Genomic DNA, 23,469 nt, shown 5'->3' with positions numbered 1-23,469 from the left:
GCGGGCCGGGACACCGCGCATCGTCACACCCGTTCCGGCGACTGCCGGCGCCCGGCGCCGGTGACCGGCCGCCGGCGTTCGCGGAGGACCTCCAGGCCGATGAGGTCGTCGGCCTCGGCGTCCGGGGTCTCCCGGTCGAACCTCGCCAGGGCCGGGTGGCGCAGCGCGATCGTGATCGTGAGCGCGATGGCCAGGCCGCACACCAGGTAGAGCAGGCCGATGCCGCGCTCCTCGCCGGTCCCGATGATCGGGCCGAGCGTCCCGGCGAGCGGGCCGCCCTCCCGCATCAGCGGCTCGAAGACCGACGCCACCAGCCAGGAGTTCACCACGATGCCGAGCGGCTGGGTGGACATGGCGAGCATCCGGTTGATCGAGATCACCCGGGCGTGGTAGCGCTGCGGGACCTTCGAGTGGATGATCGTCAGCCAGATGCCGTCGCTGATCGACATCATGAACGACATGCCGAAGGCTCCGGCCATGATCAGCACGAGCGAGGGGCGCAGCCCGGCCAGGGCGCAGAACAGGCCGAGCACGCCCGCGGCCGAGAGCATCCCGAACATCCGCCGCCGGCGCGGCCCGCCCCACACCGCGATCACCAGGCCGCCGGCGACCGCGCCGACGCCGGCCACCAGCGCCACCCGCCCGGTGTCGGCCAGCCCGCCCACCGACAGGGCCAGCGGCGCGAACATGGCGAAGGCGGTGAGCAGGAAGAAGTTCACCACGAACATGGTCAGCGCCATCGCCCGCAGGCCGCGGCGGCGCAGCAGATAGCGGAACCCGTTGCGGATCTCGGCGCCCACCGTCTCCCTGCGCCGCCAGGCCATCGTGGCGGGGAAGCGCACCAGCAGGGTCACGCCGAGGGCGATCACGTAGCAGATCACGTTGGCGGTCAGGATCCCGGTCAGGCCGATGAGGGAGAGCAGGGCGACCGAGAAGAGCGGGACCATCAGCTGGGCGACGGAGTTGCCCAGCTGGACGACGCCGCCGACGTGGTGCAGATAGTGCTTGGGCGCCAGCTGCGGTCCCGCCGACTGCCAGGCCACCCGTTGCAGGGTGACCGAGACCGACAGGACGACCAGCAGGCCGCAGAGCACGGGGACGGTCAGTCCGCCGGTGAGCACCAGCGCCAGCATCGCGGCCTGCACGGCGAGGGAGACGCCGTCGCCGGCGAGCAGGGCCCGGCGCCGGTCGTGGCGGTCGACGAGGGCGCCGATCAGCGGGGCGAAGATCAGGCCGGGCACCAGGGCGATGATGGCGAACAGGCCGAACTGCATCAGGGAGCCGGTCTCCCGGTAGACCCAGATGGGGACGGCGAACTCCGTCATCACCGCGCCGACCATCGAGACGATCTGGCCGGTGGCCACGGTGAAGAACCGGCCCAGGCTCGGCTGCGGCCCGTCGGCCGGCGCGAGCCGGTCGGTGGACAGCGCCTGGCGCCACCAGGTGACCGTGCCGTCCGTGCCGTCGGCGGTGCCTGCGTCTGCGCCGACGGTGCCTGTGTCTGCGCCGGCGGTGTCGGCCGTGCCCGCGGTGTCGGCCGGATGCCACTCCTCGGGCCGGTCGAAGGCGGTGTGCGTGGTGGTGAGGATCTGCGCCAGCTCCCGGGCGCGGTAGCGCAGGAAGTAGTGGCCCGCCTCGGCCATGACGACCAATCCGGTGGTCGCGGAGACCGCGTGCCAGTCGCGGTAGCGCTCCTGGTAGTACTCGGTCAGCGCGTCGCGGTCCCCGACGACGGACACCACGGGCGCGCGCAGCGACGGGGCGTCGTCCTCGACCAGGTCGCTGAAGTACTCCTCACCGGCGCGGGCGTCCACGCGCATGGTGGTGATGATGTGGTCGACCTGCTCGGGTTCGAGGTCCTGCAGGTCGGCGCCCATCGCGCGCAGCCAGTTGGCGTGCGAGGTGTTGTTGTCCAGCCGCTCGCTGCGCAGCACCCGGCCGATCAGGCCGTTGACGCCCTTGCGGGGGGTGGCGAAGGGGAAGCTGCCGCCCATGTAGACGGCCTCGACGCGGCGCCCGGCCGCCTCCAGCCGCCGGGCGGTCTCGGCCGTCAGCGCGCTGCCCACGCAGTGGCCGTACAGCGCCACCGGCCCCCCGACCCTGGCCATGATCTCCTCGGCCAGGCGCCGGGCCGCCTCGTGGAAGGGCAGCACGTCCTCCTCGACGCCGAGTTCGTGGCCCGGCAGGGAGGCGGCGAAGAGCGAGTGGCCGGCCGGTAGCGCGTCCGCCAGCGGCTGGTAGACCATCGCGCTGGCCCCGCCGTAGGGGATGCAGACCAGGGAGAGCCGGGGCGTCCTGACGGGTTTGGTGAGCTCCAGGAGCAGGGCCCGCGGGCCGCCGCCGGCCCCGGCCCCCTGCTCGGCGCCCGCGCCGTCGAGGAAGGCCGCCAGCTCGCGCACGGTGCGGTGCTCGATCGCGTCCAGGACGGTCACCTGGTAGCCGTCGGCGGGCATGACCTTGCGCAGCCTGGCGACCATGCGGATGAGCAGCAGCGAGTGGCCGCCCAGCGCGTTGAAGTCGTGGTCGATCGAGAGGTTCTCGACGCCGAGGACCTCCTTCCAGACCCCCGCCACCAGGATCTCGGTCCCGGTGACCGGTTCGGCCAGGTCGTCGCCGACGACCACCGCCGGCTCGGGCAGCGCCTCGCGGTCCACCTTGCCGTTCTGGTTGAGCGGGATGCCCTCCAGCGGGACGAAGACCGAGGGGACCATGTACTCGGGCAGCCGCGCCTCGCAGTGCGCGGACAGGTCGTCGACCGGGCCCGCCGGGACGTAGTAGGCGACCAGCCGCCTGTCCTCGGCGGTGAAGGCGTGCACCGTCACGACCGCGTCCCGCACCCCGGGGTGGTCGGCGACGGCCGCCCTGACCTCGTCCAGCTCGATCCGGTAGCCGCGGATCTTGACCTGGTCGTCGAAACGGCCCAGGAAGGCCACGTTCCCGTCGCGCAGCCAGGCGACCCGGTCACCGGTGCGGTACATCCGGCCGCCCTCGCAGAACGGATCATCGAGGAAGCGCTCCCCGGTCAGGTCCGGCCGGTTGATGTAGCCGCGGGTGACGCCGACGCCGCCGACGTACAGCTCGCCGGGCACGCCCGCCGGCTGCAACCGGCGGTTGGCGTCCAGGACGTACATCCGCATGTTGGGCAGCGGCCGGCCGATGGGCACGACCTCCACGAGCTGGCGGTCCCGGACCGGGTAGACGCATGTGCCGACGGAGGCCTCGGTCGGGCCGTACTCGTTGATCAGCCTGCCGGGGCCGAGGATCTCCAGCCACCGGTTGGCCATCGGCCCGGGCAGCGCCTCGCCGGCGACCACGATCTTCCCGGCGAGCGTCTCGGCCTGCCGGGCGTCGATCTGGTGCCCCAGGATCTCCAGATGGCCGGGGGTGAGCTTGATGAAGGCGTACGGCCCGCCCTCCGCCAGCAGCGTTCCGAGACTGCCCATGTCGAAGTCCTGCGGCAGTACGGTGACCGGCCGGCCCACCACGAGCGGGGCCCACAGGTTGGGCACCACCAGGTCGAAGGCGACCGAGCCGAACAGGGGGGCGCCGCCCTCTCCCGCGCCGGCCAGCTCCTCCACCGCCCACCACACGTGGTTGACCAGCCCTCGGTGGGTGACCTGCACGCCCTTGGGGCGGCCGGTCGAACCCGAGGTGAAGATCACGTATGCCAGCCGCTCCAGGTCGTACGGCACCGCCACCGGGGTGCCGGGGCGTGCGTCGATCTCGCCGCCGCGGACGTCGACGATCTCGGGGCCGCCGGGGGCGGTCTCGAACAGGTGGGCGTGCTCGGCCGAGGTCAGCACCATCGGCGCCGTGGCGATCGACAACATGTCGGCGATCCGCCGGGCCGGGAACTTCGGATCCATCGGCAGGTAGGCCGCCCCGGCCTTCCACACGCCCAGCAGGCACGCGATGAGCTCGGGGCCGCGATCGAGCAGCACGCCCACGGTGTCCTCGGGGCCGATGCCGCGGTCCCGCAGCAGGTGGGCGACCTGGTTGGCGCGGGCATGCAGCTCGGCGAAGGTCGTCCGGCGCCCCTCGGAGACGACCGCTGTCGCGTCACTGCCGGCGTGCCGCTCCAGCAGCTCCGGCAGGGCCTGCGAGGGGTAGGGGCGGGCGGAGTCGTTCCACGCGCCCAGGGCCAGCTCCCGCTCCCGGGGGGTGAGCAGCTCCAGGTCGGCCGGCGGCGTGTCCGGGGCGGCCGCGATCTGCTCGGCGAGGGTCCGGTAGTGCCCGGCCAGCAGGGCCGCCGTCTCCTCGTCGAAGCGGTCCTTCTGGTAGGTCAGATAGAGTTTGGGCTCCTCGGTCTCGCCGAGGTGGACCATCAACGCCAGGTCGTAGGTGAAGTCGTCGACCTCGTGCTCCCAGACCGACGCCTCCAGCCCCGGCCACCTGCCGCGCTGGTCGCGGAAGGCCCGCAGCGAGAAGCCCACGGACGACAGCGAGAAGCGGCGCGCGTCGCGGTCGCTGAGCGCCTCCATGAGCTCGGCGAAGGGCAGCTGGTGGGCCAGGGCCTCGCCGAGGCCGCGCCGTACCCTCTGGGCGGCCTCGCGGAAGGCCGGGTCGCCGGACAGGTCCGTGCGGAGCGGGACAGGGGTGACGAAACAGCCGACGACGGGTTCCAGTTCGACGCGGCGGCGTCCTCCGTTGACGGAGGCGACGGTCAGGTCGGACTGGCCGGTGTAGCGGGACAGCAGCATCGAGAAGACCGTGAGCAGGGCCACGAACGGCGTGGTGCCCGGCCCGCCGGCCTCCTTGAGGGCGTCGACCACCGCACCGGGCAGGGTGAACAGATGCGAACCGCTGCGCTTGCCCGGCCGGACGGGGCCCGGCTCCTCGGTCGTGGACAGGGGGCCGGGCTCCCTGGCCACGGGCAGTTCGGCCCCGGCCGCGCCGTCGAGCCGCTCGCGCCAGTAGGCCAGCCGCGAGGCCCGCACCTCCGGGGTGAGCTCCCGGCCGGACCAGGCGGCGTAGTCGGCGTACTGGATCGGCAGCGGGGCGAACTCGACGGGCCGGCCCTGGCGGGCGGCGGTGTAGGCGGTGGTCAGCTCCTCGAGGAGGACGCCGACGGACCAGCCGTCGCACGCGATGTGGTGGAAGGCGATCAGCAGGACGTGCAGGTCGTCGGCGAGGCGGACGAGCGTCGCACGCCAGACCGGGCCGCCGGCGAGGTCGAACCGCTCCACCGCGGCGGCCGCGGTGAGCTCCCGGGCGCGCTGCTCCCGCTCGGCGGCGGGCTGGTCCGTCAGGTCGGCCACGGTGAGCGGGGCCGGTCCCGGGGGCAGGACGATCTGGCGGGGCTCGTCGTCGCCCGCGTAGACGGTGCGCAGGATCTCGTGGCGTCCGGCCAGGGCGTCCAGGGCGGCGGTCAGCGCGCCCACGTCGAGGTCACCGGCCAGCCGCAGCCCGATGGTGGCGTTGGGCGCGGGCGCGCCTTCGCCGAACTTGGCGCCGAGCCACATCTGCCGCTGCTCGGCGGAGCACGCCACCGGCCCGGCGCCGCGGGGAGTCCTGGTGATCGGTTCGGGGACGGGCCGCCGGTCGGCGAGAAGCCGGCGCAGCGCCTCACGGCGGCGAGGGGAAAGCGACGCTATCCGATTGTCGTGATTGGTCGCGGGCGTGATCGTCATGGCGTTTTATCTCCCTCGACTTGATTTACGGCACAGTCGAGCGAGCGCGTGAAAATGCTTTCTCCGAGCCCGGGATGAATTGCTGGGAATGATGTCCCAGTCTCCGGCGACGCTGCCGTGGGAGCGCTCCCACAGCAAATTCCTTTACCACAGTACACTTCTGGCCTCGCTAGTTCAAGGGTCTCCCGCGTCGGTACCGGCCACCTCGGAAAGGGGCTGCTCTAGGCCGATCTCTCGGGAGAGTAACGGCAGCGCAGGCGATCGCACACGTCTACCGGGAAAGTCAGGCAAATTGACTCGGACTAGATCGGTGAGACTTGAAATAGATTTCGAGAAGGGTGCCGTTGCGCATAAGCCGTTCCCGTGTTTCCATTCTCTGCGGTAACCGCTGCATTGCCTTTTCCATGCGGCTTCTGATCGCCACGGAGAAGTGAGGAAACTGATGGAAGACGTGTGGGAGCCCTTTGAGATAACCCCCGAGAGCGCGGACGCGACCGTCGACGCCCTGGTGGAGCGGCTGAAAGCGATTCCCGACGTGGGCGCGCTGCTCATCCGGAACAAGGCCCTCGTCATCAGGGGGTTCCGCGTCACCGAGGACGGCCTCGACCGCGTGATGGACCTGCTGCTGCCCAACCGCCTGGCCTACGTCCACGGCAACTCGCCGCGCACCAAGCTCGCCGGCAACGTCTACACCTCGACGGAGTACCCGGCCGAGTACACCATCTCGATGCACAACGAGCTGTCCTACTCCACTTCGTGGCCCTCGCGCCTGCTGTTCTTCTGCCAGAAGGCGGCCGAGTCCGGAGGGGCCACGCCGGTCGTCGACGGCGTGCGCTGGCTCCACTCGCTCGACCCCGAGGTCCGGGAGGCGTTCTCCAAGGGAGTGCGCTACACCCAGAACCTGCACGGCGGCCGGGGACTCGGCAAGAGCTGGCAGGAGACGTTCGAGACCGGCGACCGCGACCGGGTGGCGGACTTCCTCGACCGCTCCGGCGCTGACTGGCAGTGGCGTCCCGGCGGCGGGATCCGGATCTCCCAGACCAGGCCGGCCACCACCCGGCACCCGGTCACCGGGGCCGAGGTGTGGTTCAACCAGGCCGACCAGTGGCACCCCGCCTCGCTGGGCGACGAGGCCGCGGCCGAACTCGCCGAGCTCATGCCCCCGGAGGAGCTGCCGCAGTCGGTGACCTTCCCCGACGGCAGCCCGATTCCCGACGCGTACGTCATCCAGGCCCGCGACCGCGGTCTGGAGAACGCGGTGGACGTCGAGTGGCGGGAGGGCGACCTGCTGCTCATCGACAACGTGCTGGTCGGCCACGGGCGCCGGCCGTACACCGGTTCCCGGCGTGTCCTCGTCGCGATGTCCGACTGATCCGCCGTATCCGACTGATCCAAGGGATACCGTCGTGAACGACAACGCTTTCCGCGCTTTCCGCCTGGGGGTCGCGGCCACCTTCACGGCCGAACCCCTCGCCGGCGTCCTGCGCTTCTGGCTGGCCGAGCTCGGCATCGGCGGCGACGTCGACTTCGCCCCCTACGGCCAGGTCTTCCCCTCGCTGCTGGACCCGGGCGGCGTGCTCGGCCGGGCCGACGCCGTCGCCGTACTGGTCCGCGCGCAGGATCTGACCGCCGGCAGCGGGTCCGGCAGCAGGTCCGACGGGGTGGACGACGGAGGGCTCGACCGGGTGGACGCGGTCGCGGCCGACCTCGCCGCGGCGGTGCGGACCTCGGCGAAGGCCTCGGGCACCCCGCACCTGCTGATGATCTGCCCGCCGTCCCCGGAGGCCGGGAGCGACGCGCACGCCCGGCTGGCCGCCGTGCTCCAGGAGGCGTGCGTGGGCGACCCCGGTGTGCAGGTCCTCACCTCGGCGGAGCCGTACGAGGTGGAGGAGGTCCACGACGCGTTCGCCGACCGGATCGGCAACGTCCCCTACACCGAGCCGTACTTCGCCGCGCTGGCGACCGCGCTCGCCCGGCGCCTGCACGCGATGATCGCCGCGCGCCCCAAGGTGATCGTGGCCGACTGCGACGGCACCCTCTGGGACGGCGTCGTCGGCGAGGACGGCCCGGACGGTGTGACGATCGGTCCCGACCGGTTGCGGGTGTGGCACGAGCTCTCCCGCCAGGTCGCCGCCGGCCGGCTGCTCTGCCTGGCCAGCAAGAACGACGAGAAGGACGTGCGCGAGGTCTTCGCCCGGCACCCCGGACTCCCGATCGGCCCGGACCAGATCACCGCGACCCGGATCGGATGGGACGCCAAGTCGCGGGCCCTGCGCTCGCTCGCCGCCGAGCTGAACCTCGGCCTGGACTCGTTCGTCTTCCTGGACGACAGCCCGGTGGAGTGCGCGGAGGTCCGCGCCGGCTGCCCGGAGGCGCTGACGCTGAGGCTGCCCGCCGACCCGGCCGAGGCGGCCCGCTTCCTGCGCCACTGCTGGCCGCTGGACCACACCGCGGTGACGGACGCCGACCGCGCGCGCGGCCGGTACTACCGGGAGCAGTACCGGCGTGACCAGGCCATGCGTGAGATGTCGCTGACCGACTTCTTCGCCACGCTCGACCTGAGCGTCACCATCACCCCGGCGGGCCCCGAGCACGCCGAGCGCGTCTCCCAGCTGGCCCGGCGCACCAACCAGTTCAACCTCTCGGCGGAACGGCACCCCGCCGGGGAACTGCACGTCGTCGAGGTACGCGACCGGTTCGGCGACTACGGACTGGTCGGCCTGACGGCCGCGCGCACCGACGGCGACACCCTGCGGGCCGACGCCTTCCTCCTCAGCTGCCGGGCGCTCGGGCGCGGGGTGGAGCACCGCATGCTGGCGCACCTGGGCGCGCTGGCAGGCGAGCGCGGGCTGGCACGGGTCGCCCTGGCTCACCGGGTCACCGCCAGGAACCAGCCGGCCCGTGACTTCCTCGCCGGGTTGCCCGGCGCCGCGGCCCCGGCCGACGGCGACCTCCGCTGGCACGTCCTGGACGCGGACGCGGCGGCGGCCGTCGTGCACGTTCCCGCCGAGACCGCCGCGCCCGGTTCCGGGACCCGGGCCGCCGCGCCCGCCTCCGAAGCCGCTCCCCGGGCGGACTGGGAGCGGGTCGAGGGGATCGCCACCCGGCTGACCGACGTGGACGCCGTCCTGCGGGCCCTGCGGACGGCGGCTCCCGCTCCGGTCTCCGCCGCGGTCGCCGTCGCGGCGACGGCCGTGGAGGCGGCCGTCATGCGCTGGTGGGCGGAGATCCTCGACATCCCGCCCGCGTCCGTCGACGACGGCTTCTTCGAGCTCGGCGGGCACTCGCTGCGGCTCGTGCAGTTCATGGCCCGGGTCAGGGCCGAGTACGGCGTCGAGCTGCCCTTCGAAACCCTCTACACCACCACGTTCACCGTGGCCGAGATCGCGCGCGTCATCGAGGAGCAGCAGGTGGCCCAGGCCGGGAACGCGGAGCTGGAGGAACTGCTCGAGGAACTGGAGGGGCTCTCCGACGAGGAGATCGAGGCCCTGCTCGTGCGCGGGGAGAGCTGATCCGCCGTGGCGACCGTTCTGGTGAGCACCCACGGCACCAACGGTGACGTGCTGCCGCTCATCCGGGTCGGCCGGGAGCTGGCGGGGCGGGGCCACGACGTCAGCGTGATGACCCACGCGTGGTTCGCCGACCGCGTCGCCGCCGCTGGCCTGCGGCACGTGCCCATCGACACCGACGAGGCCTACGACCGGCATCTGGACGACACCGGGCGGTTCATGCTCGACCCGCTCCGCGATCCCGAGGGGGTGCTGGAGCTCTACCGGCGCAACAAACTGTTCGACCAGCTCCGCGACGAGGTGGAGATGATCAGGCAGCGGTACCGTCCGGGGGAGACCGTGGTGCTCGCCCGGCACACCTCGGGCATCGCCGCGCTGATCGCCGCCGAACTGTACGGCGTGCCGGTCGCCACGCAGGCGATGGCGCCCTGCCAGTACGTCACCCTGCCGGTCACCCACCAGGTCTACCGGCACGTCCTGGGGGCCGGGTTCGACGACCTCTTCCGCGGATTCGGCCTGGAGCCCGTCCGCGACTGGACGGCGTACCTGAACAACGCCCGGGTGCAGCTCGGCGGATGGCCCGGCTGGTTCGACGCGGCCGGGGATCCGACGCCGGACGACGTCGTCAAGTGCGGGTTCATCCTCGGTGACACAGCGGGCGACACAGCGGGCGACACAGCGCGGGACGCCGTGGGGGACGCCGTGCGGGACACGGTGCCGCCGGACTGGCCCGAGCCGCCCGTGCTGATCACCGGCGGCACCGGCCTGGTGCTCCACCGGCCCTTCTACGAAGTGGCGGCCCGCGCCTGCCACCGGGCCGGCCGGCCCGCCCTGCTGGTCACCCGGCACCGGTCGCTGGTCCCCGACCCGCTGCCCGAGGGGGTCCGGTGGCTGCCCTCGGCGCCGTTCGCCGCGCTCATGCCGTACGTGAGCGCGGTCGTGCACCACGGTGGCATGGGCACGCTCGGGCGGGCGCTGGCGTCGGCGACCCCGCAGGTGATGCTGGCGCACGGGGTCGACCGCCCGGACAACGCCGAACGCATGGAGCGCGCCGGCCTGTGCCGCTGGTTGCCCGTCTCGCGCTGGGACGACAAGCGGGCCGCCGACCTGCTGACCGAGGCGTTGCAGGACACCGGCTACCGCGAGCGGGCCGCGCCGCTGGCCGCCGAGACGGCCTCCGACGTCGCCGTGCGCACCGCGGCCGACCGGGTGGAGAGCCTCATCGGCGCCGACGAGGTCCTGACCCGCCCGGGACTGCGTCAGCGGCTCGGACGGCTCACACCCCGGCAGCGCGAGCGCCTGGCCGCCATGCTCACCGAGCGGGCCGGCGCTCGCGCCGCCGCGCCCGGGACGGGGGAGCGGCCCGTGGGAACCGGCGCCGACAGGTGAGCAGGCGGCCAGCCGGCCGAGGGCCCGGGCATGCCCCGGACCTGGTCCGGGCTGAGGCGGCCGGGGAGGTGCTGATCGCCGTCTTCCCCGCCTCTCGGCGATGAGCCCTGTGCCCGGTGCCCACGGCAGCACGCCGCGGGCACCGGGCCGGTGAGACCTCCTCAGGTCTCCTACGCGTCGCTCTCGCAGGAGTTCTCCGCCTCGGCGTTGCAGAAGTCGGTGCCCGCACCGCCGAAGACCTGGTCGAAGCCACCCTCGTCACCGATGAGGATGTCGCTGCCGCCGTTGCCGTCGATCAGGTCGTTGTCCCCGTCGCCGTTGACGAAGTCCCGGGCCGAACCGCCTTCGAAGATGTCGCCGCCGGGGCCGAGGAACACCCTGGACGTCAGCGCGGTGTTGTTGGTCACCGTGTCGGCGCCGCCCTGCGAGTTCACCAGGATGTTGGTGATCCCCGAGCTGTTGCACCGGACGGTCCTGACATCCACGTTGGTGCAGGTGAAGCTCCCCGCCTTGATGGTGTCGGTGAAGTTCCGCACCACCAGGGCGCCGCCCTCCACGTTGATGGTGATGCGGTCGCCGACGTTGCCGGAGTTGACCGACAGCTTCCCGCCGATCGCCGTCACGTTGGTGAGCATCTGCGCCTGCGCGGGCGGGGTGGCGATCGCCGCCGCCGAGATGGCCAGCAGCGCCCCCGTGACGAGAGAACGGACGCTGGTCCTGCGGGTAATGCTGAGATTCACGTGTCTCCTCATATGTCGTGGGCCCCCTGGTCCCCGAGGAAGTACATCGCGCCCGGCGCACGGGAAACACGTCCAACTACGCCCTCGTTCACGGCCGATGTCAGTGGACACGTGAGCCACACGTGCTCATGCGGCATCGACCTGGGGATGCCCCCGGGTCGTCTCCCGAGGCGGGCGGCATCCCGGCTGGCTACCCTCATGGGATCGAGCCGGAGGGTGCCCTGCGCCGCGTCGTCGCGATCCGTTTCCACCGGTGCGAACCCTGCGGCGGGGAGGGCAACGTGAGGACAAGGGGATCATGCCATGACGACCACAGCAGACCGGACCGCGCCCCGCATCCTGCTCGACACGCCCGCCAAGCAGCCCGAACTCGGGTTTCCCGCCATCGCCGCGGCCCTGGCCACGATCATCCGGACGAGCGAGCCCCGTTTCGCCATCGGCATCTTCGGCAGCTGGGGCAGCGGCAAGACCACACTGATGAACGCGATCGCCGACGAACTGGCATCCGACCAGCTGGTGATCGTCCAGTTCAACGCCTGGCGTTATGAGAAGGAGCCCCATCTGATCGTGCCCCTGCTGGACACGGTCAGAAGCGCGCTGATCACCTGGGCCAGGGCGGCGCAGCGCCGGCCGGAGGCGGCCGAACGCGCACGCGGCATCGCCCGGAAGATCGGTACGGTGGTTCGGGCGTTCGCCACCGGCCTCAGCGCCCAGGTCGGATTGGGCTCGGTGGCCAAGGTGACCTTCGACGTCGACAAGGCCCTGCAGGCGATGGGAGCCGCCGAGTCCGATCCCGCCGACAGCCCGCAGTCGATGTACTTCGCCGCCTTCAGCCAGTTGTCGGCCGCCTTCGACGAGGTGCAGGCCGCGGAGTTCGCCCGGATCGTCGTCTTCGTCGACGATCTCGACCGCTGTCTTCCCGCCAACGCGCTCGATCTGATCGAGTCGATGAAGCTCTTCTTCGACCTGCCGGGGTTCGTCTTCGTCGTGGGGGTGGACCAGGACGTCGTCGAGCGGGCCGTTCAGGAGAAGTTCCCCGCCCACACCCGGCCGGGCGCGAACGGGCCGGGCGCGGTCGACCGTACCGAGCTCGAGTACGTCAAGAAGATATTCCAGGTGCCCTACGCCCTGCCGCCCATGACGGCCGTCCAGCTCGACGACCTGATGAGGTCGATCTACGCGACCGCCGACCTGGGCGAGGCCCAGCTCGGCGACCTGAAGAACCGCGTCAGACGCTATCTGGGATACATCGCGGTGGAGGGCCGCATCAACCCGCGCGAGGTGAAGCGCTTCATCAACGCCTACACGCTGCAGACCATGATCCGCCCCAAGCTGGACCAGGACACCGTGCTGGCGTTGCAGACTCTGGAGTTCCGCAGAGAATGGGAGGAGATGTACGACGTCGTCCTCGCCGAATCCGACGTCTTCATCGACGCCCTGGGCCACTATCGGACCGGGGACGACAGCGCCTTCGAGAACCTCTGGCCCCAGCTCGGCCTGTTGCCCAGTGACCTGATCCTCTACCTCAGATCCCCGGCCGCCGAGCCGCTCACCCGGCAGCCCAACCTCGACGAGTACATCTACAGCCTGCACGCGACGCGCAACTACAACTCCGCGCTGACCGAGGGCTACCGCGACGTCGGCAAGCTCCGCAAGGAACTCCGCCGCGTCACGGCCGAGGTGCGCACCCTCGGGGACGCCAGCGCGAGCGCGCCGGCCAGTGAGATGTCAGCGATCGCGGCCAGGCTCGCGAGCTTCGCCCAGCAGCAGAAGGACCACAGGCGGCTCGTCCGGATCGTCGAGACGCTGCAGCGCGCGGTGGCCCGGCTCTCGGCGTCGCCCGTCCAGGAGGGCGGGGGCACCGGACCCGGTGACGTCGCCGAGTGGGTCCGCGGCACCGGCGAAACCGTGGACCAGCTGCAACGGGAACTGCGCGTGATCCGCGACTCCTTCGTGTGGTCGGCGACATCCTGAAGCCGGCCGACCGGCGACGACGAAGACTTCCGACGGTGAACGCCTCCGGTCGTGTTCCCCGCATGTCGTCACACTCTGTGACAGCCTTCCGGTGAAGGTCATCGGGGGGTGGCGTGGCGGGACGACTGGGTCTGACGCAGGCGACGGCGCTGGTCATGGGGAACGTGATCGGGGTCGGGGTGTTCGTGCTGCCCGCGCAGGCGGCGCGGTACGGCACGGTCAGCATCGTGGCGTTCATCCTGGTGAGCGCGGGAGCGCTGGCGCTGGCCGTGGTCTTCGGGCGGCTGGCGGTACGGGAGCCGCAGACCGGCGGGCCGTACGTCTACGCCCGTGCCGCCTTCGGCGAGCTGCCCGGATTCCTCAACGCCTGGGCGTACTGGATCACCGCCTGGGCCGGCAACGCCGCGCTCGTGGTCGGCTGGCTCGGCTACGTCGACGTGCTCGTCCCGATCAGGCACGACGCGGCGCTCACCCTCGCGGTGGGGGTGGCGGCCATGGCCGCCGCGGCGGTGATCAATCTGGCCGGCGTGCGCAGCACCGGGGCCGCGGCGCTGGTGACCACGATCTTGAAGTTCGTGCCCCTGCTGCTGGTCGCGGTCTTCGGGCTGTTCTTCCTGGAAGCCGAGAACTTCGGCCCGTTCAACGCGACCGACGGGAGCTAGCGCGGCGGCCGCGCTGCTGCTGTTCAGCCACCTCGGCGTGGAGTCGGCCTCGGTCGCGGCCACCGCTTTCGCCTTCTCCTTCTGGATGGTCCTCGGCTCCGGATACGGCGCCGTCTACCAGGGGACCGCCCTGCTCCTCGCCGGGATCCCGGTCTACCTCGCCGTCACGGCGCGCGCCGCCCCGCTCAGGCGGCGTGCGGCAGGAGCACGGCCCGGCCGGTGAGCTCTCCCTCGCGCAGTCTCCGGTAGACCTCCAGGGCCTGCTCCAAGGGGAAGGTCTCGACGTGCGGGGTGATGCGGCGCTGCCGGGCCAGGGCGATGACCTCCATCAGCTCGGGGCGTGACCCCCAGTACGGCACGCTGACGGAGCATTCGAAGGGCAGCCGGCCCATGCCCACCGGGAGTTCGCCGCCGGCCAGGCCCACGATGGCCACCTCGCCGAGGACGGAGGCGCAGGCGGCGGCCAGGGCGAGGGTCTGCCGGCCGCCCACGAAGTCCAGCACGAGCTCCGCACCGCGGCCGGAGGTCAGGTCGCGGACCTGGGAGGCGGTGTCCTGGTCGCCGGGCAGCGCGTGGTCGGCGCCGAGTCGCTTGGCGAGGTCGAGCTTGCCGGGAGCGGTGTCGACCGCGACCACGGTGGCCGGGCTGAGCGCCTTGAGCAGCTCCACCGCGACGTGCCCGAGGCCGCCGATCCCGGTGACCAGCGCCGTGCTGCCGGGGGTCAGCCGGTGCAGGGAACGCTTGATCGCGTGATAGGAGGTCAGACCGGCGTCGGTGAGCGGAGCGGCGGTACGCGGATCGAGATCGCCCAGCGGGACGAGGAACCGGGGTGAGGGGAGGAGCATGTACTCGGCCATCCCGCCGTCCCGGCCGAGCCCGCCTCCGGCGGCCCTGATCTCCGGCGCCCGCTCGCAGTAGTTCTCCATGCCCTGGGCGCAGCGGTGGCACCGCCCGCAGCCCCAGGGCCCGTACACGGCCACCGCCTCACCGGCGCTCCAGCCCTCCACGCCCGGACCGGTCTGCTCGATCCATCCGGCGGTCTCGTGGCCGAGCGTGAAGGGCAGCTCGTACGGCAGAGCACCCTCCGGCCAGTCCATGACGTGCAGGTCGGAGTGGCAGACCCCGGCCCCCGCCACCTTGACCAGTACCTGCCCGGGCCCGGGCTCGGGCACCGGGATGTCGAGGATCTCCGGTTCGTGCTGCCAGGTGGTCAGTCGTACGGCTCGCATCGTCCTCACCGGCCCACCTGGGACGGGACGTCGTCCACGTTCCACCGGATCTCGTCGGCGACGTCGATCACGCCGTTGACCCGCAGCGCCATGCGCGCGGCGATCTGCGCCTCGCTGTGCCGCTCGATGCGGCCGCTCAGCGTCGCCACGCCCCGGTGCACCTCGACCTTCACCTGGGAGGTGTCCACCCACAGCGAACGGTCCAGGACGTCTTTCTCGATCTCCTCGGCGATCGCCGCGTCGGACCGCAGGAAGATCTTGAGCAGGTCATGGCGGCTGACGATGCCCTCCAGCCTGCCGTCCTCGTCGACCACCGGCAGACGCTTGACGCCGTGCTCGTCCATCAGCCGCATCGCGTACACCACCGCCGACTGCGGGCGGATGGTGACGGCCGGGGCGGTCATCAGCCCGGCGGCCGTCTCACCGCGGGCCTTGTCCCGTACGGTGCCCCTGTCCTGGCTGAGGCGGTGACGCAGGCGGGTGCGCAGCGGCTGCCGGTAGCCCTCCCGGTGGAACTGGTCCTTGAACTCCTCCTTGCACAGCAGATCGGCCTCGGAGACCACGCCGATGACGTGGTTGTCGCCGTCGACGACCGGGACCGCACTCACCCCACGGGTGGTGAGCACCTTGGCGACGTCCTTGAACGGCGTGGCGCCGTCGACGGACGCGACCTCGCGCGTCATGACCTCACTGACCTTCACCCGCATCGCATCCTCCTCGAAAGCACAGGGGTTCCTGTTCCATCCCATCGCCTTTCCGGGCGGCCGGGCAGGGCCGGAAGTCCCCTCGTGCCGGGCCGGACGAAGGTCCCCGGCACGCCCGGCGGGGCGGGGTCAGCCGACGATCAGCGTCGCGGTGAACAGGTAGACGGTGATGGACAGCAGGTCCTGGATGACGGTCGCCAGCGGCCCGGAGCCGAAGGCGGGGTCGCGGCCGAGGCGATTGAGCAGCCACGGCAGGACCATGGCCAGGGCCGAGGCCACCGAGCAGGCCGCGAACAGGGAGATGACCGCGGTCAGCGCCACCTGCGCGTCGCCGCCGTACAGCAGGGCGAAGGGCAGGAAGGCGAGGGCCATGGCCAGGCCGATGATCAGGCCGGTGGCGCTCTCACCGCGGGCCAGGCGGCGGATGGACACCCCCACCGACAGGGCGCGGACCACGACGGCCTCGGTCTGGGTGCCCACCGCGTCGGCCATGTAGATCACGCCGGGCAGGAAGAAGGCCAGGGCGACGTTGGCGGCCAGGCGGTCCTCGAAGGAGCCGACGATGCCCGCCGAGGCCATCGCGCCGGCCAGGCCCAGCAGCAGCCAGGGCATCCGGTGGGCGAAGCGCCGGGTGACGGACTCCTCGGCGGCGGTCCTGGCCGTGGCCGAGCCCTTCAGATAGCCGCCGAGCCGGGCCATGTCCTCGTCGTGCTCCTGGAGCAGGACGCGCAGCAGCCTGCGGCGGGGGACCAGGCCGGTGAAGCGGCCGGACGGGTCGACGACCGCCAGGCCGCTCTCGCCGTGCCGGACGGCGTGCCAGGCGGCGATCTCCTGGTCGGTGCCGGGGGTCACGATCGGGGGATCGCGATCGGCCAGGTCGGCCAGTGTGGCGGCGGGGGCGGCGGCGAGCAGCCGTTCGACGCTCACCAGGCCGTACAGGCGGCCGCCGGCGTCGCGGACGACGATGTCGGAGGCGCTGTCGAAGCGCGTGCCGAGCATCCGGGTCCAGGCCTCCCGCGCCGTGGCCGAGGGATCGAAGACCGGGACGGCGGTGACGGTGTGCTCGCCTGCCGTACCGGTGAACTCGCCGGGTTGCGCGGCTGTCCGGGGAATCGTCACGGGGCTGCCCTCCTGTGCGGAAGCGGCTCACCCCGCCAGCCCATCACGCCCTCGCCGCCCTTCTCGCTTGCCGAAAGTCCCGAACGGCCGCACCGATGGGCCCGAACCCGCCGGATCGGCCGGTGAAGCGGCCCGGCGCGCAGGCGCCGGCAGAAGACGTTGGTCCTGAGGGCAGGTGACGTTGGGCCGATGCCCCGGACTTTCGCCAGGGTGTGCGATGGGCGCGAAGGTACAGAGATCCTCTGGGAGGAGGCCGGCCGTGGCCGGACTGATCGTTGTCGGTGTCGACGGATCCGCGCCCGCGATGGCGGCGGTGGAGTGGGCGGCCCAGGACGCCGCGCGCGGCGGCGCGGCGCTGAAGATCGTGCACGTGCATGACACGGGGGCCGGTGTCCCTCCTCTGTCCCTGGTGTCCCCGGCGGACGAGCCCGGCGGCTCTGTGGCCGGACACGCGCGGGAGGTGCTGACCGCGGCCGCGCAACGGGCCCGCGACCGTGCGCCCGGCATCGAGATCACTACCGATCTCGCAGCCGGCAAGGCGGTCGAGAGGCTCAAGAGCGAGTCCGAGCGGGCTGACACGCTGGTGGTCGGCAGCAGAGGCATCGGCGGTTTCGCCGGTCTGGTGCTCGGTTCGGCGGGACTCGGCCTGGCCGGGCACGCGGCCGGTCCCGTCGTCGTCGTTCGCGCCCCGAGCCGGACCGTGCACGACGTGATCGTCGTCGGGTTCGACGGTTCGGAGCATTCGGAGGCCGCGCTGGACTATGCCTTCACCCAGGCCCGGCGGCGCGGGGCCCGGCTCAGGGCGGTCTACGCCTGGCAGCCGCCGGTGCTGTCGGCCTACGCCCTGGGCTACAGCCTGGTGCCGGACGGACTCTTCGAGGAGTCGGCCGACTCGGTCCGGCGGCGTCTGGAGCCCTGGCGGGAGAAGCACCCGGACGTCGAGCTGGAGGAGTCGGCCGTCCACGGCCACCCGGTCCCCGTGCTGTCGGACGCCTCACGCCGGGCGGACCTGGTCGTGGTGGGCTCGCACGGGCGGGGCGGATTCGGCTCGGCCGTGCTCGGCTCGGTCAGCCACGGCGTGCTGCACCGCGCGCACTGCCCGGTCGCCGTCGTCCGGCCCCGGAGCGACCGGCGATGAACGCCGGGACCATGACCGCCGAGCAGGTGACGAGCCGCGTTCTGATCACCGTCACCGCCGAGGAGCCGCCCGCGCAGGCGCCGGCCTGAGCCTGCCAGGGCCATAGGTCCCGAGGAATCGGGTCTTGGGCTCCGTCCGGTCGAGTCGTACAGCCCTGCCCGCCGGATCGGGAAAACGGTGTGCTGGAGGTGCGAGAAGCAGCGACGGACAATATGGAAAAGGAGGCCGACGGTGGCCACCATCGAAGGACGGCACGCTGTCCCTGCCAACCCCGTCACGACCCCCCGCGCGACAGTGTCCCACTCGGCCGACTACGTCTGGGCGCTGGCCAGGATCAGCCTCGGCTGGATCTTCCTGTGGGCGTTCCTGGACAAGACCTTCGGCTGGGGCTTCGCCACGCCGGCCGAGCGCGCCTGGATCAATGGCGGCAGCCCCACCACCGGCTTCCTCAAGGGCACCGGCGAGAACGCCCTGGGCGGCTTCTTCTCCGGCCTGGCCGGCCAGGCCTGGGTGGACTGGCTGTTCATGGCCGGGCTGCTGGGCGTCGGCGTCGCGCTCCTGCTGGGCATCGGCATGCGCATCGCCGCCGGGGCCGGCGGGCTGATGCTGGTGCTGATGTGGGCCGCGGAGCTGCCGCTGGCCAACAACCCGTTCATGGACGACCACATCGTCTACGCCATCGTGCTGGCCGGGCTGGCCCTGGCGGGCGCCGGTGACACGCTGGGCCTGGGCCGCTGGTGGGCCTCCACCGCCCTGGTACGGCGACTGCCGATCCTGAAGTAGCTCTCCAGGGGCCGCGCCACGGCCTCGCAGCCGGTGCCCCACCCCGGACCGGGGTGGGGCACCGGCATGTCCGGGCGCCCTGCCGGCCGCAGCCGGACTCACGCCGTCATCGTTGCAGTGTCAGGACACCGGGCCGGTAGGGCAGCAGGCCGTAGTCGCCGCCGGAGTTGGGGCTGCGTCCCTGGTAGAGCAGCTGCAGGTTGCAGGGATCCACGGTGAAGGTCTGGTCGGCGCTGGTGCGGATCAGCTCACCGTGGCTGATGTCGTTGGTCCAGGTGGCGCCGCTGTTGACCTTGCCGGCGAAGGGGTTGCCCTCGGTGGCGGCCTGCGGCGTCCACGAGCCGTTCAGACTGGTGGCGGTGAACGAGCGGAAGTAGCGGCCCTGCGCGCCGATCGCCTCGACGATCATGAGGTACTTGTTCTGGCCCTGGAGTTTGTAGACCTGCACGGCCTCGAACAGGTTGTTCGTCGTGTCACTCATGATCACCGTCGAGGTGCTGCCGAAGCTGCCGGGGAAGTTCCCGATCGGCATGCTCGCGCGGTAGATCCTGCCGTTGTCCCCGGCGAAGAACAGGTACATGTTCGTGCCGTCACCGATGAGCGTCTGGTCGATGGGCCCTGTCGAGGAGCCGGAGATGCTTCCGGAGAAGAGCGTCTGCTCGGCCGACCAGCCGTTGGGGTTGGCAGGATCGCTCGAGGTCCGGTAGGAGAAGGCGGTCCTGCCCCACTGGTAGGCCAGCACCCAGATGTTCTTCGGGGCGAAGTAGAAGAGCGTGGGCGCGACAGCGGAGGAGGACATCGCGTTCTGGCTGGCCGAGGCCATCTCCGACCAGTTGGTGAACAGGCCGAAGTTCATCGAACCCCACCTCGTGCCCGTGTCGTGGGTCGTCGCGTAGACGAGGTGCCTGCCGTTGTAGGGAGCGACGGTGAAGTCCTTGAGCGAGACCCAGCCCGACCTCGGGGTCGCCAGCGGGCCCGTCGACGTCCAGCGGTAGGTCGAGGGGAGGTCGCACGCCGGGTTCTGGCCGCCGCCGTCGACCCGGACGAGCTGCCACTGCTGGTTGTTGCCGCCCCAGTCGTCGTACTGGACGATGTTGGCGCCGTCGGCGGTGGAGGCGCCCTGGACCTCCAGGGCCTTGTTGCTGTGGCGGGAGATGAACCGCACATAGCCGTCCGGGCTGTCGGCCAGGCGCCACTGCTGGTTGTTGCCGTTGCCGTCGGCCCACTGCACGATCGCGCCGCCGTTGGCGGTGGAGAAGTTGTAGACGTCCAGCACCTTGCCGGAGTGGCGGGACTTGATGCGGTAGTAGCCGCCGCCGGAGTCGACGAACTGCCACTGCTGCTGGTTGCCGTTGTTGCGGGTCCACTGGGTGATGCGGGCGCCGTCGCCGGTGGCCAGGTTGTAGACGTCCAGGGCCTTGCCGCTGTTGCGGTTGATCAGCACGTACCACGCGTTCGTGTCGACGGTGGCCGCGTTGGCGGGCTGGATCTGCATGGCGACGAAAAGGCTCGCCAGTAAGGTGGCCACCGCTGCGAGGACGGCCAGGGATCTGGGTTTCACGATGTACTCCAATTCATCCGGCTCGGACGAGTTGCCATTGCTGGTCGGTGCCGTCGTCGGGCGACGGGAGAACCGTGAGCATGCGTCTCACAGGAACCTCCGAAGGGTTTTGTTAGCGTTAACATTTCACCCGCGACGTCGCCCGGAACTCGTTTCCAGATGAGGTCATGAGTTTTGTTAGCGCTAACATTCGGATTTGCAGAGTTGCGGGGCTTCACTGCGGTGGGTGCGTTGCCGCGGAGTACATCCGACCGCCGGATCCGCCGTCAACGAGGGTGACTTCCGCCGGCCCGGGTGCTGTCCTCGAAACGGCCTTCCGGCCTGGACTTCCGCCTCCGGGGGACCGTGTCGAAATGTTTCGCGTGGGTGAAAGTTTCACAGATGTCAACGGCCGGCGACCGTGTGGTTCACGACGTCTCAAGGGCCGTTTCGAGATTCCCGGATCGTGTCGCTGCCGGACGGGCCGGGCTTGGAATCGGATCAGAATTCCGGCCGTGGGAAAGTACGGTGGCCGTATGGCGACGAGCCGCAGCGCGCAGTGGTACGCCGGCAGCGACCGCAACGCCTACATCCATCGGGCGTGGATGCGGCGCGGCCTGCCGCCCGGCGCCTTCGACGGCCGCCCGCACGTCGCCATCGCCAACACCGCCTCCGACCTCACCCCCTGCAACCTGCACCTGGACGAGGTCGCCGAGCACGTCAAGCGCGGCGTGTGGGAGGCGGGTGGCGTTCCGCTGAACCTGCCGGTCGTCTCCATCGGTGAGACCCAGGTACGGCCCACCGCCATGCTGTGGCGCAACATGGCGGCCATGGCGATCGAGGAGATGCTGCGCGCCAACCCGATCGACGGCGTGGTGCTGCTCGGCGGCTGCGACAAGACCGTCCCCGCCCTGCTCATGGCCGCCTCCTCGGTCGACCTGCCCGCGCTCGTCGTGCCCGGCGGGCCGATGCTCACCGGCACCTTCCGCGGCGTGCCGCTGGGGTGCGGCACCGACGTCTGGAAGCTCAGCGAGGAGGTCCGCGCCGGGACGCTGAGCCGGGCCGAGTTCCTGCGCTCGGAGTCGTCGATGATCCGCAGCAGAGGCCACTGCAACACGATGGGCACGGCCTCCACCATGGGCCTGCTGGCCGAGGTGCTCGGCATGACCCTGCCCGGCCTGGCCGGCACCCCCGCCCCCGACAGCCGCCTGCTGGAGGGCGCCCACGAGAGCGGCCGGCTGATCGTGGAGATGATCGCCGCCGGTCGCCGCCCGTCGGATGTCATGACGCGCGGCTCGTTCCTCAACGCCATCGTCGCCCTGGCCGCGCTCGGCGGCTCCACCAACGCCGTCGTGCACCTGCTGGCCATCGCCGGACGGCTCGGCGTCGGACTGACCCAGGACGACTTCGACCGCACCGGCTCCGGCGTCCCGCTGCTGGCGGACCTGCAGCCCGCCGGCCGCTTCCTGATGGACGACCTGTACCGGGCCGGCGGGCTGCGCGCCGTACTGAACGAGATCCGCGACCTGCTCGACCGGGCCGCGCTCACGGTGACCGGCCGCCCGCTCGCCGAGCATCTGGCCGGTGCGGAGGTCTACGACCGCGAGGTCATCCGGCCCCGTGCCAGGCCGCTGCAGGAGGACGCCGGGATCGCCGTGCTGTACGGCGACCTCGCCCCGGACGGCGCCGTGATCAAGCCCGCCGCCGCCTCGCCGCACCTGCTCCGGCATCGCGGTCCCGCCGTCGTGTTCGACTCCGTCGAGGATCTGCACGCCCGCCTCGACGATCCCGGTCTGGAGGTCGGCGCCGACTCGGTGCTCATCCTGCGCGGCTGCGGGCCGAAGGGTTATCCCGGCATGCCCGAGGTCTCCAACATGCCCCTGCCGGCCAAGCTGCTCGCCCGAGGGGTGCGGGACATGGTCCGCATCTGCGACGGCCGCATGAGCGGCACCGCCTACGGCACCGTCGTGCTGCACGTCGCCCCCGAGGCCGCCGCCGGGGGCCCTCTCGGCCTGGTGCGCACCGGTGATGTGATCATCCTCGACGTGCCCGGGAGACGGCTCGACATCGACGTCCCGGCCGGGGAGCTCGCCGTCCGCCGGCCGTCCCCGGAGATGACCGCGGCGTTCGCCCGCCCGGCCCGCGGCTGGCAGCGCCTGTACGTCGAGACCGTGCAGCAGGCCAACACCGGAGCCGACCTGGACTTCCTGGTCGGCTCCAGCGGCGACGCCGTACCGCGTGAGTCCCACTGACGTGAACCCTCCAGAGGCGAACCCCCTGAGGCGAACCCCCTGAGGCGAACCCACGGAAAGGACGTGCCATGCGTACCGCGCTCATCACCGGCGGGGTCAGCGGCCTGGGCCGGGCCGCCGCCGTCCGGCTGGAGACCGACGGCGTCAGGGTCGTCACCCTCGACGTCGCCGACGGAGCCGACCTGGTCGCGGACGTCACCGACGCCGCCGCCGTCCGGGCCGCCGCCGAGGAGATCGGCCCGGTCGACATCCTGGTCAACTCCGCCGGGATCGTCGGCCCCAACGCACCCCTGTGGGAGATCCCGCCCGACGGCTGGCGGCGCACCTTCGAGGTGAACGTCGACGGCACCTTCCACACCTGCCGCGCCTTCGTGCCGGCCATGCGTGAGCGCGGCTGGGGCCGCATCGTCAACATCGCCAGTATGGCCGGCAAGGACGGCAACCCGAACATGTCGCCGTACTCCGCCTCCAAGGCCGCCGTCATCGCGCTGACCAAGTCGCTCGGCAAGGAGCTGGCCACCAGCGGCGTGCTGGTCAACGCCATCGCCCCGGCCGTGATCGAGACCCCGATGAACGCCGCCACCGGCCCAGAGGAACTGGCCCGCATCACCGGCCTCATCCCCATGCGCCGCGTCGGGAAGCCGGAGGAGGTCGCCGAACTGATCGCCTGGCTGGTCTCCGACAAGGTCAGCTTCTCCACCGGCGCCGTCTACGACATCAGCGGCGGCCGCGCCACCTACTGAAACGACGGCGGACCGGCCCCGGGGTTGCAGAATCATATTTCCATATGGAAATATGAG

Annotated in this window: 16 protein-coding genes; 10 read left to right on the top strand and 6 right to left on the bottom strand. The window is 71.6% G+C overall.

Going from position 1 to position 23,469, the window contains the following annotated elements; all coding sequences use genetic code 11:
* Positions 1-23: 23 nt before the first annotated feature.
* A complete protein-coding gene (locus Psi01_RS29120; protein ID WP_204067313.1) occupies positions 24-5,630 on the bottom strand; it encodes a non-ribosomal peptide synthetase/MFS transporter in 5,607 nt (1,868 codons plus the stop codon).
* Between the two features lie 442 nt (positions 5,631-6,072).
* Here Psi01_RS29120 and Psi01_RS29115 point away from each other — a divergent pair, with 442 nt between their 5' ends.
* Genes Psi01_RS29115 through Psi01_RS29105 form a run of 3 tightly spaced genes read left to right on the top strand, consistent with a single transcriptional unit; the run spans position 6,073 to position 10,528 of the window.
* The gene (locus tag Psi01_RS29115; protein ID WP_204067312.1) at positions 6,073-7,002 is read left to right on the top strand and encodes a TauD/TfdA family dioxygenase; all 930 of its coding nucleotides are present in this window, start codon (positions 6,073-6,075) and stop codon (positions 7,000-7,002) included.
* Between the two features lie 34 nt (positions 7,003-7,036).
* Complete coding sequence (locus Psi01_RS29110) at positions 7,037-9,142, top strand: HAD-IIIC family phosphatase (protein ID WP_204067311.1); 2,106 nt, start codon at positions 7,037-7,039, stop codon at positions 9,140-9,142.
* A gap of 6 nt (positions 9,143-9,148) precedes the next feature.
* A complete protein-coding gene (locus tag Psi01_RS29105; RefSeq protein ID WP_204067310.1) occupies positions 9,149-10,528 on the top strand; it encodes a glycosyltransferase in 1,380 nt (459 codons plus the stop codon).
* A 170-nt stretch (positions 10,529-10,698) separates the two neighbouring features.
* On the opposite strand, the gene Psi01_RS29100 is transcribed toward Psi01_RS29105, so the two are convergent.
* On the bottom strand, positions 10,699-11,268 hold the full coding sequence (locus tag Psi01_RS29100) for a hypothetical protein (protein WP_204067309.1): 570 nt from the start codon (positions 11,266-11,268) through the stop codon (positions 10,699-10,701).
* A gap of 303 nt (positions 11,269-11,571) precedes the next feature.
* On the opposite strand from Psi01_RS29100, the gene Psi01_RS29095 reads away from it, so the two are divergent.
* The 3 genes from Psi01_RS29095 to Psi01_RS29085 all read left to right on the top strand — a co-directional run bounded on the left by Psi01_RS29095 (position 11,572) and on the right by Psi01_RS29085 (position 14,127).
* Entirely contained in the window at positions 11,572-13,242 is a 1,671-nt protein-coding gene (locus Psi01_RS29095) for a KAP family P-loop NTPase fold protein (RefSeq protein ID WP_204067308.1), read from the top strand.
* 113 nt (positions 13,243-13,355) lie between these two features.
* Positions 13,356-13,904, top strand: a complete 549-nt coding sequence (locus Psi01_RS29090; RefSeq protein WP_204067307.1) for an amino acid permease — start codon at positions 13,356-13,358, stop codon at positions 13,902-13,904.
* A 37-nt stretch (positions 13,905-13,941) separates the two neighbouring features.
* On the top strand, positions 13,942-14,127 hold the full coding sequence (locus Psi01_RS29085) for a hypothetical protein (protein ID WP_204067306.1): 186 nt from the start codon (positions 13,942-13,944) through the stop codon (positions 14,125-14,127).
* Here Psi01_RS29085 and Psi01_RS29080 read toward each other — a convergent pair.
* The 3 genes from Psi01_RS29080 to Psi01_RS29070 all read right to left on the bottom strand — a co-directional run bounded on the left by Psi01_RS29080 (position 14,090) and on the right by Psi01_RS29070 (position 16,956).
* Entirely contained in the window at positions 14,090-15,133 is a 1,044-nt protein-coding gene (locus Psi01_RS29080) for an NAD(P)-dependent alcohol dehydrogenase (RefSeq protein WP_204067348.1), read from the bottom strand. The genes Psi01_RS29085 and Psi01_RS29080 overlap by 38 nt on opposite strands.
* Before the next feature lie 5 nt (positions 15,134-15,138).
* On the bottom strand, positions 15,139-15,840 hold the full coding sequence (locus Psi01_RS29075; RefSeq protein ID WP_204067305.1) for a CBS domain-containing protein: 702 nt from the start codon (positions 15,838-15,840) through the stop codon (positions 15,139-15,141).
* Between the two features lie 126 nt (positions 15,841-15,966).
* Positions 15,967-16,956, bottom strand: a complete 990-nt coding sequence (locus Psi01_RS29070; RefSeq protein ID WP_204067304.1) for a magnesium transporter — start codon at positions 16,954-16,956, stop codon at positions 15,967-15,969.
* Positions 16,957-17,215: 259 nt separating this feature from the next.
* Between Psi01_RS29070 and Psi01_RS29065 the strand changes: the two genes are divergently transcribed.
* Positions 17,216-18,094, top strand: a complete 879-nt coding sequence (locus Psi01_RS29065) for a universal stress protein (protein ID WP_204067303.1) — start codon at positions 17,216-17,218, stop codon at positions 18,092-18,094.
* Positions 18,095-18,388: 294 nt separating this feature from the next.
* Positions 18,389-18,877 (top strand): hypothetical protein, encoded by a 489-nt coding sequence (locus Psi01_RS29060; protein ID WP_239128126.1) that lies wholly within the window; start codon positions 18,389-18,391, stop codon positions 18,875-18,877.
* Positions 18,878-18,983: 106 nt separating this feature from the next.
* On the opposite strand, the gene Psi01_RS29055 is transcribed toward Psi01_RS29060, so the two are convergent.
* The gene (locus Psi01_RS29055; protein WP_204067346.1) at positions 18,984-20,372 is read right to left on the bottom strand and encodes a non-reducing end alpha-L-arabinofuranosidase family hydrolase; all 1,389 of its coding nucleotides are present in this window, start codon (positions 20,370-20,372) and stop codon (positions 18,984-18,986) included.
* 581 nt (positions 20,373-20,953) lie between these two features.
* Between Psi01_RS29055 and Psi01_RS29050 the strand changes: the two genes are divergently transcribed.
* Together Psi01_RS29050 and Psi01_RS29045 are read left to right on the top strand one after the other, a co-directional pair.
* Positions 20,954-22,669, top strand: a complete 1,716-nt coding sequence (locus Psi01_RS29050; protein ID WP_204067302.1) for an IlvD/Edd family dehydratase — start codon at positions 20,954-20,956, stop codon at positions 22,667-22,669.
* A 68-nt stretch (positions 22,670-22,737) separates the two neighbouring features.
* Positions 22,738-23,412 (top strand): SDR family NAD(P)-dependent oxidoreductase, encoded by a 675-nt coding sequence (locus Psi01_RS29045; RefSeq protein ID WP_204067301.1) that lies wholly within the window; start codon positions 22,738-22,740, stop codon positions 23,410-23,412.
* Positions 23,413-23,469 lie beyond the last annotated feature (57 nt).

Source organism: Paraplanobispora siamensis, from assembly GCF_016863175.1.
GTDB classification, from domain to species: domain Bacteria; phylum Actinomycetota; class Actinomycetes; order Streptosporangiales; family Streptosporangiaceae; genus Planobispora; species Planobispora siamensis.
Note: the sequence above shows the minus strand (reverse complement) of the source record. Positions and strands in the feature narration are given on the sequence as shown.

Excerpts from the sequence above, each read along its gene's own strand:
- Psi01_RS29045 (WP_204067301.1), top strand. The coding sequence starts at position 22,738 with ATGCGTACCGCGCTCATCACCGGCGGGGTCAGCGGCCTGGGCCGGGCC.
- Psi01_RS29050 (WP_204067302.1), top strand. The coding sequence starts at position 20,954 with ATGGCGACGAGCCGCAGCGCGCAGTGGTACGCCGGCAGCGACCGCAAC.
- Psi01_RS29120 (WP_204067313.1), bottom strand. The coding sequence starts at position 5,630 with ATGACGATCACGCCCGCGACCAATCACGACAATCGGATAGCGTCGCTT.
- Psi01_RS29095 (WP_204067308.1), top strand. The coding sequence starts at position 11,572 with ATGACGACCACAGCAGACCGGACCGCGCCCCGCATCCTGCTCGACACG.
- Psi01_RS29115 (WP_204067312.1), top strand. The coding sequence starts at position 6,073 with ATGGAAGACGTGTGGGAGCCCTTTGAGATAACCCCCGAGAGCGCGGAC.
- Psi01_RS29055 (WP_204067346.1), bottom strand. The coding sequence starts at position 20,372 with ATGCAGATCCAGCCCGCCAACGCGGCCACCGTCGACACGAACGCGTGG.
- Psi01_RS29080 (WP_204067348.1), bottom strand. The coding sequence starts at position 15,133 with ATGCGAGCCGTACGACTGACCACCTGGCAGCACGAACCGGAGATCCTC.
- Psi01_RS29075 (WP_204067305.1), bottom strand. The coding sequence starts at position 15,840 with ATGCGGGTGAAGGTCAGTGAGGTCATGACGCGCGAGGTCGCGTCCGTC.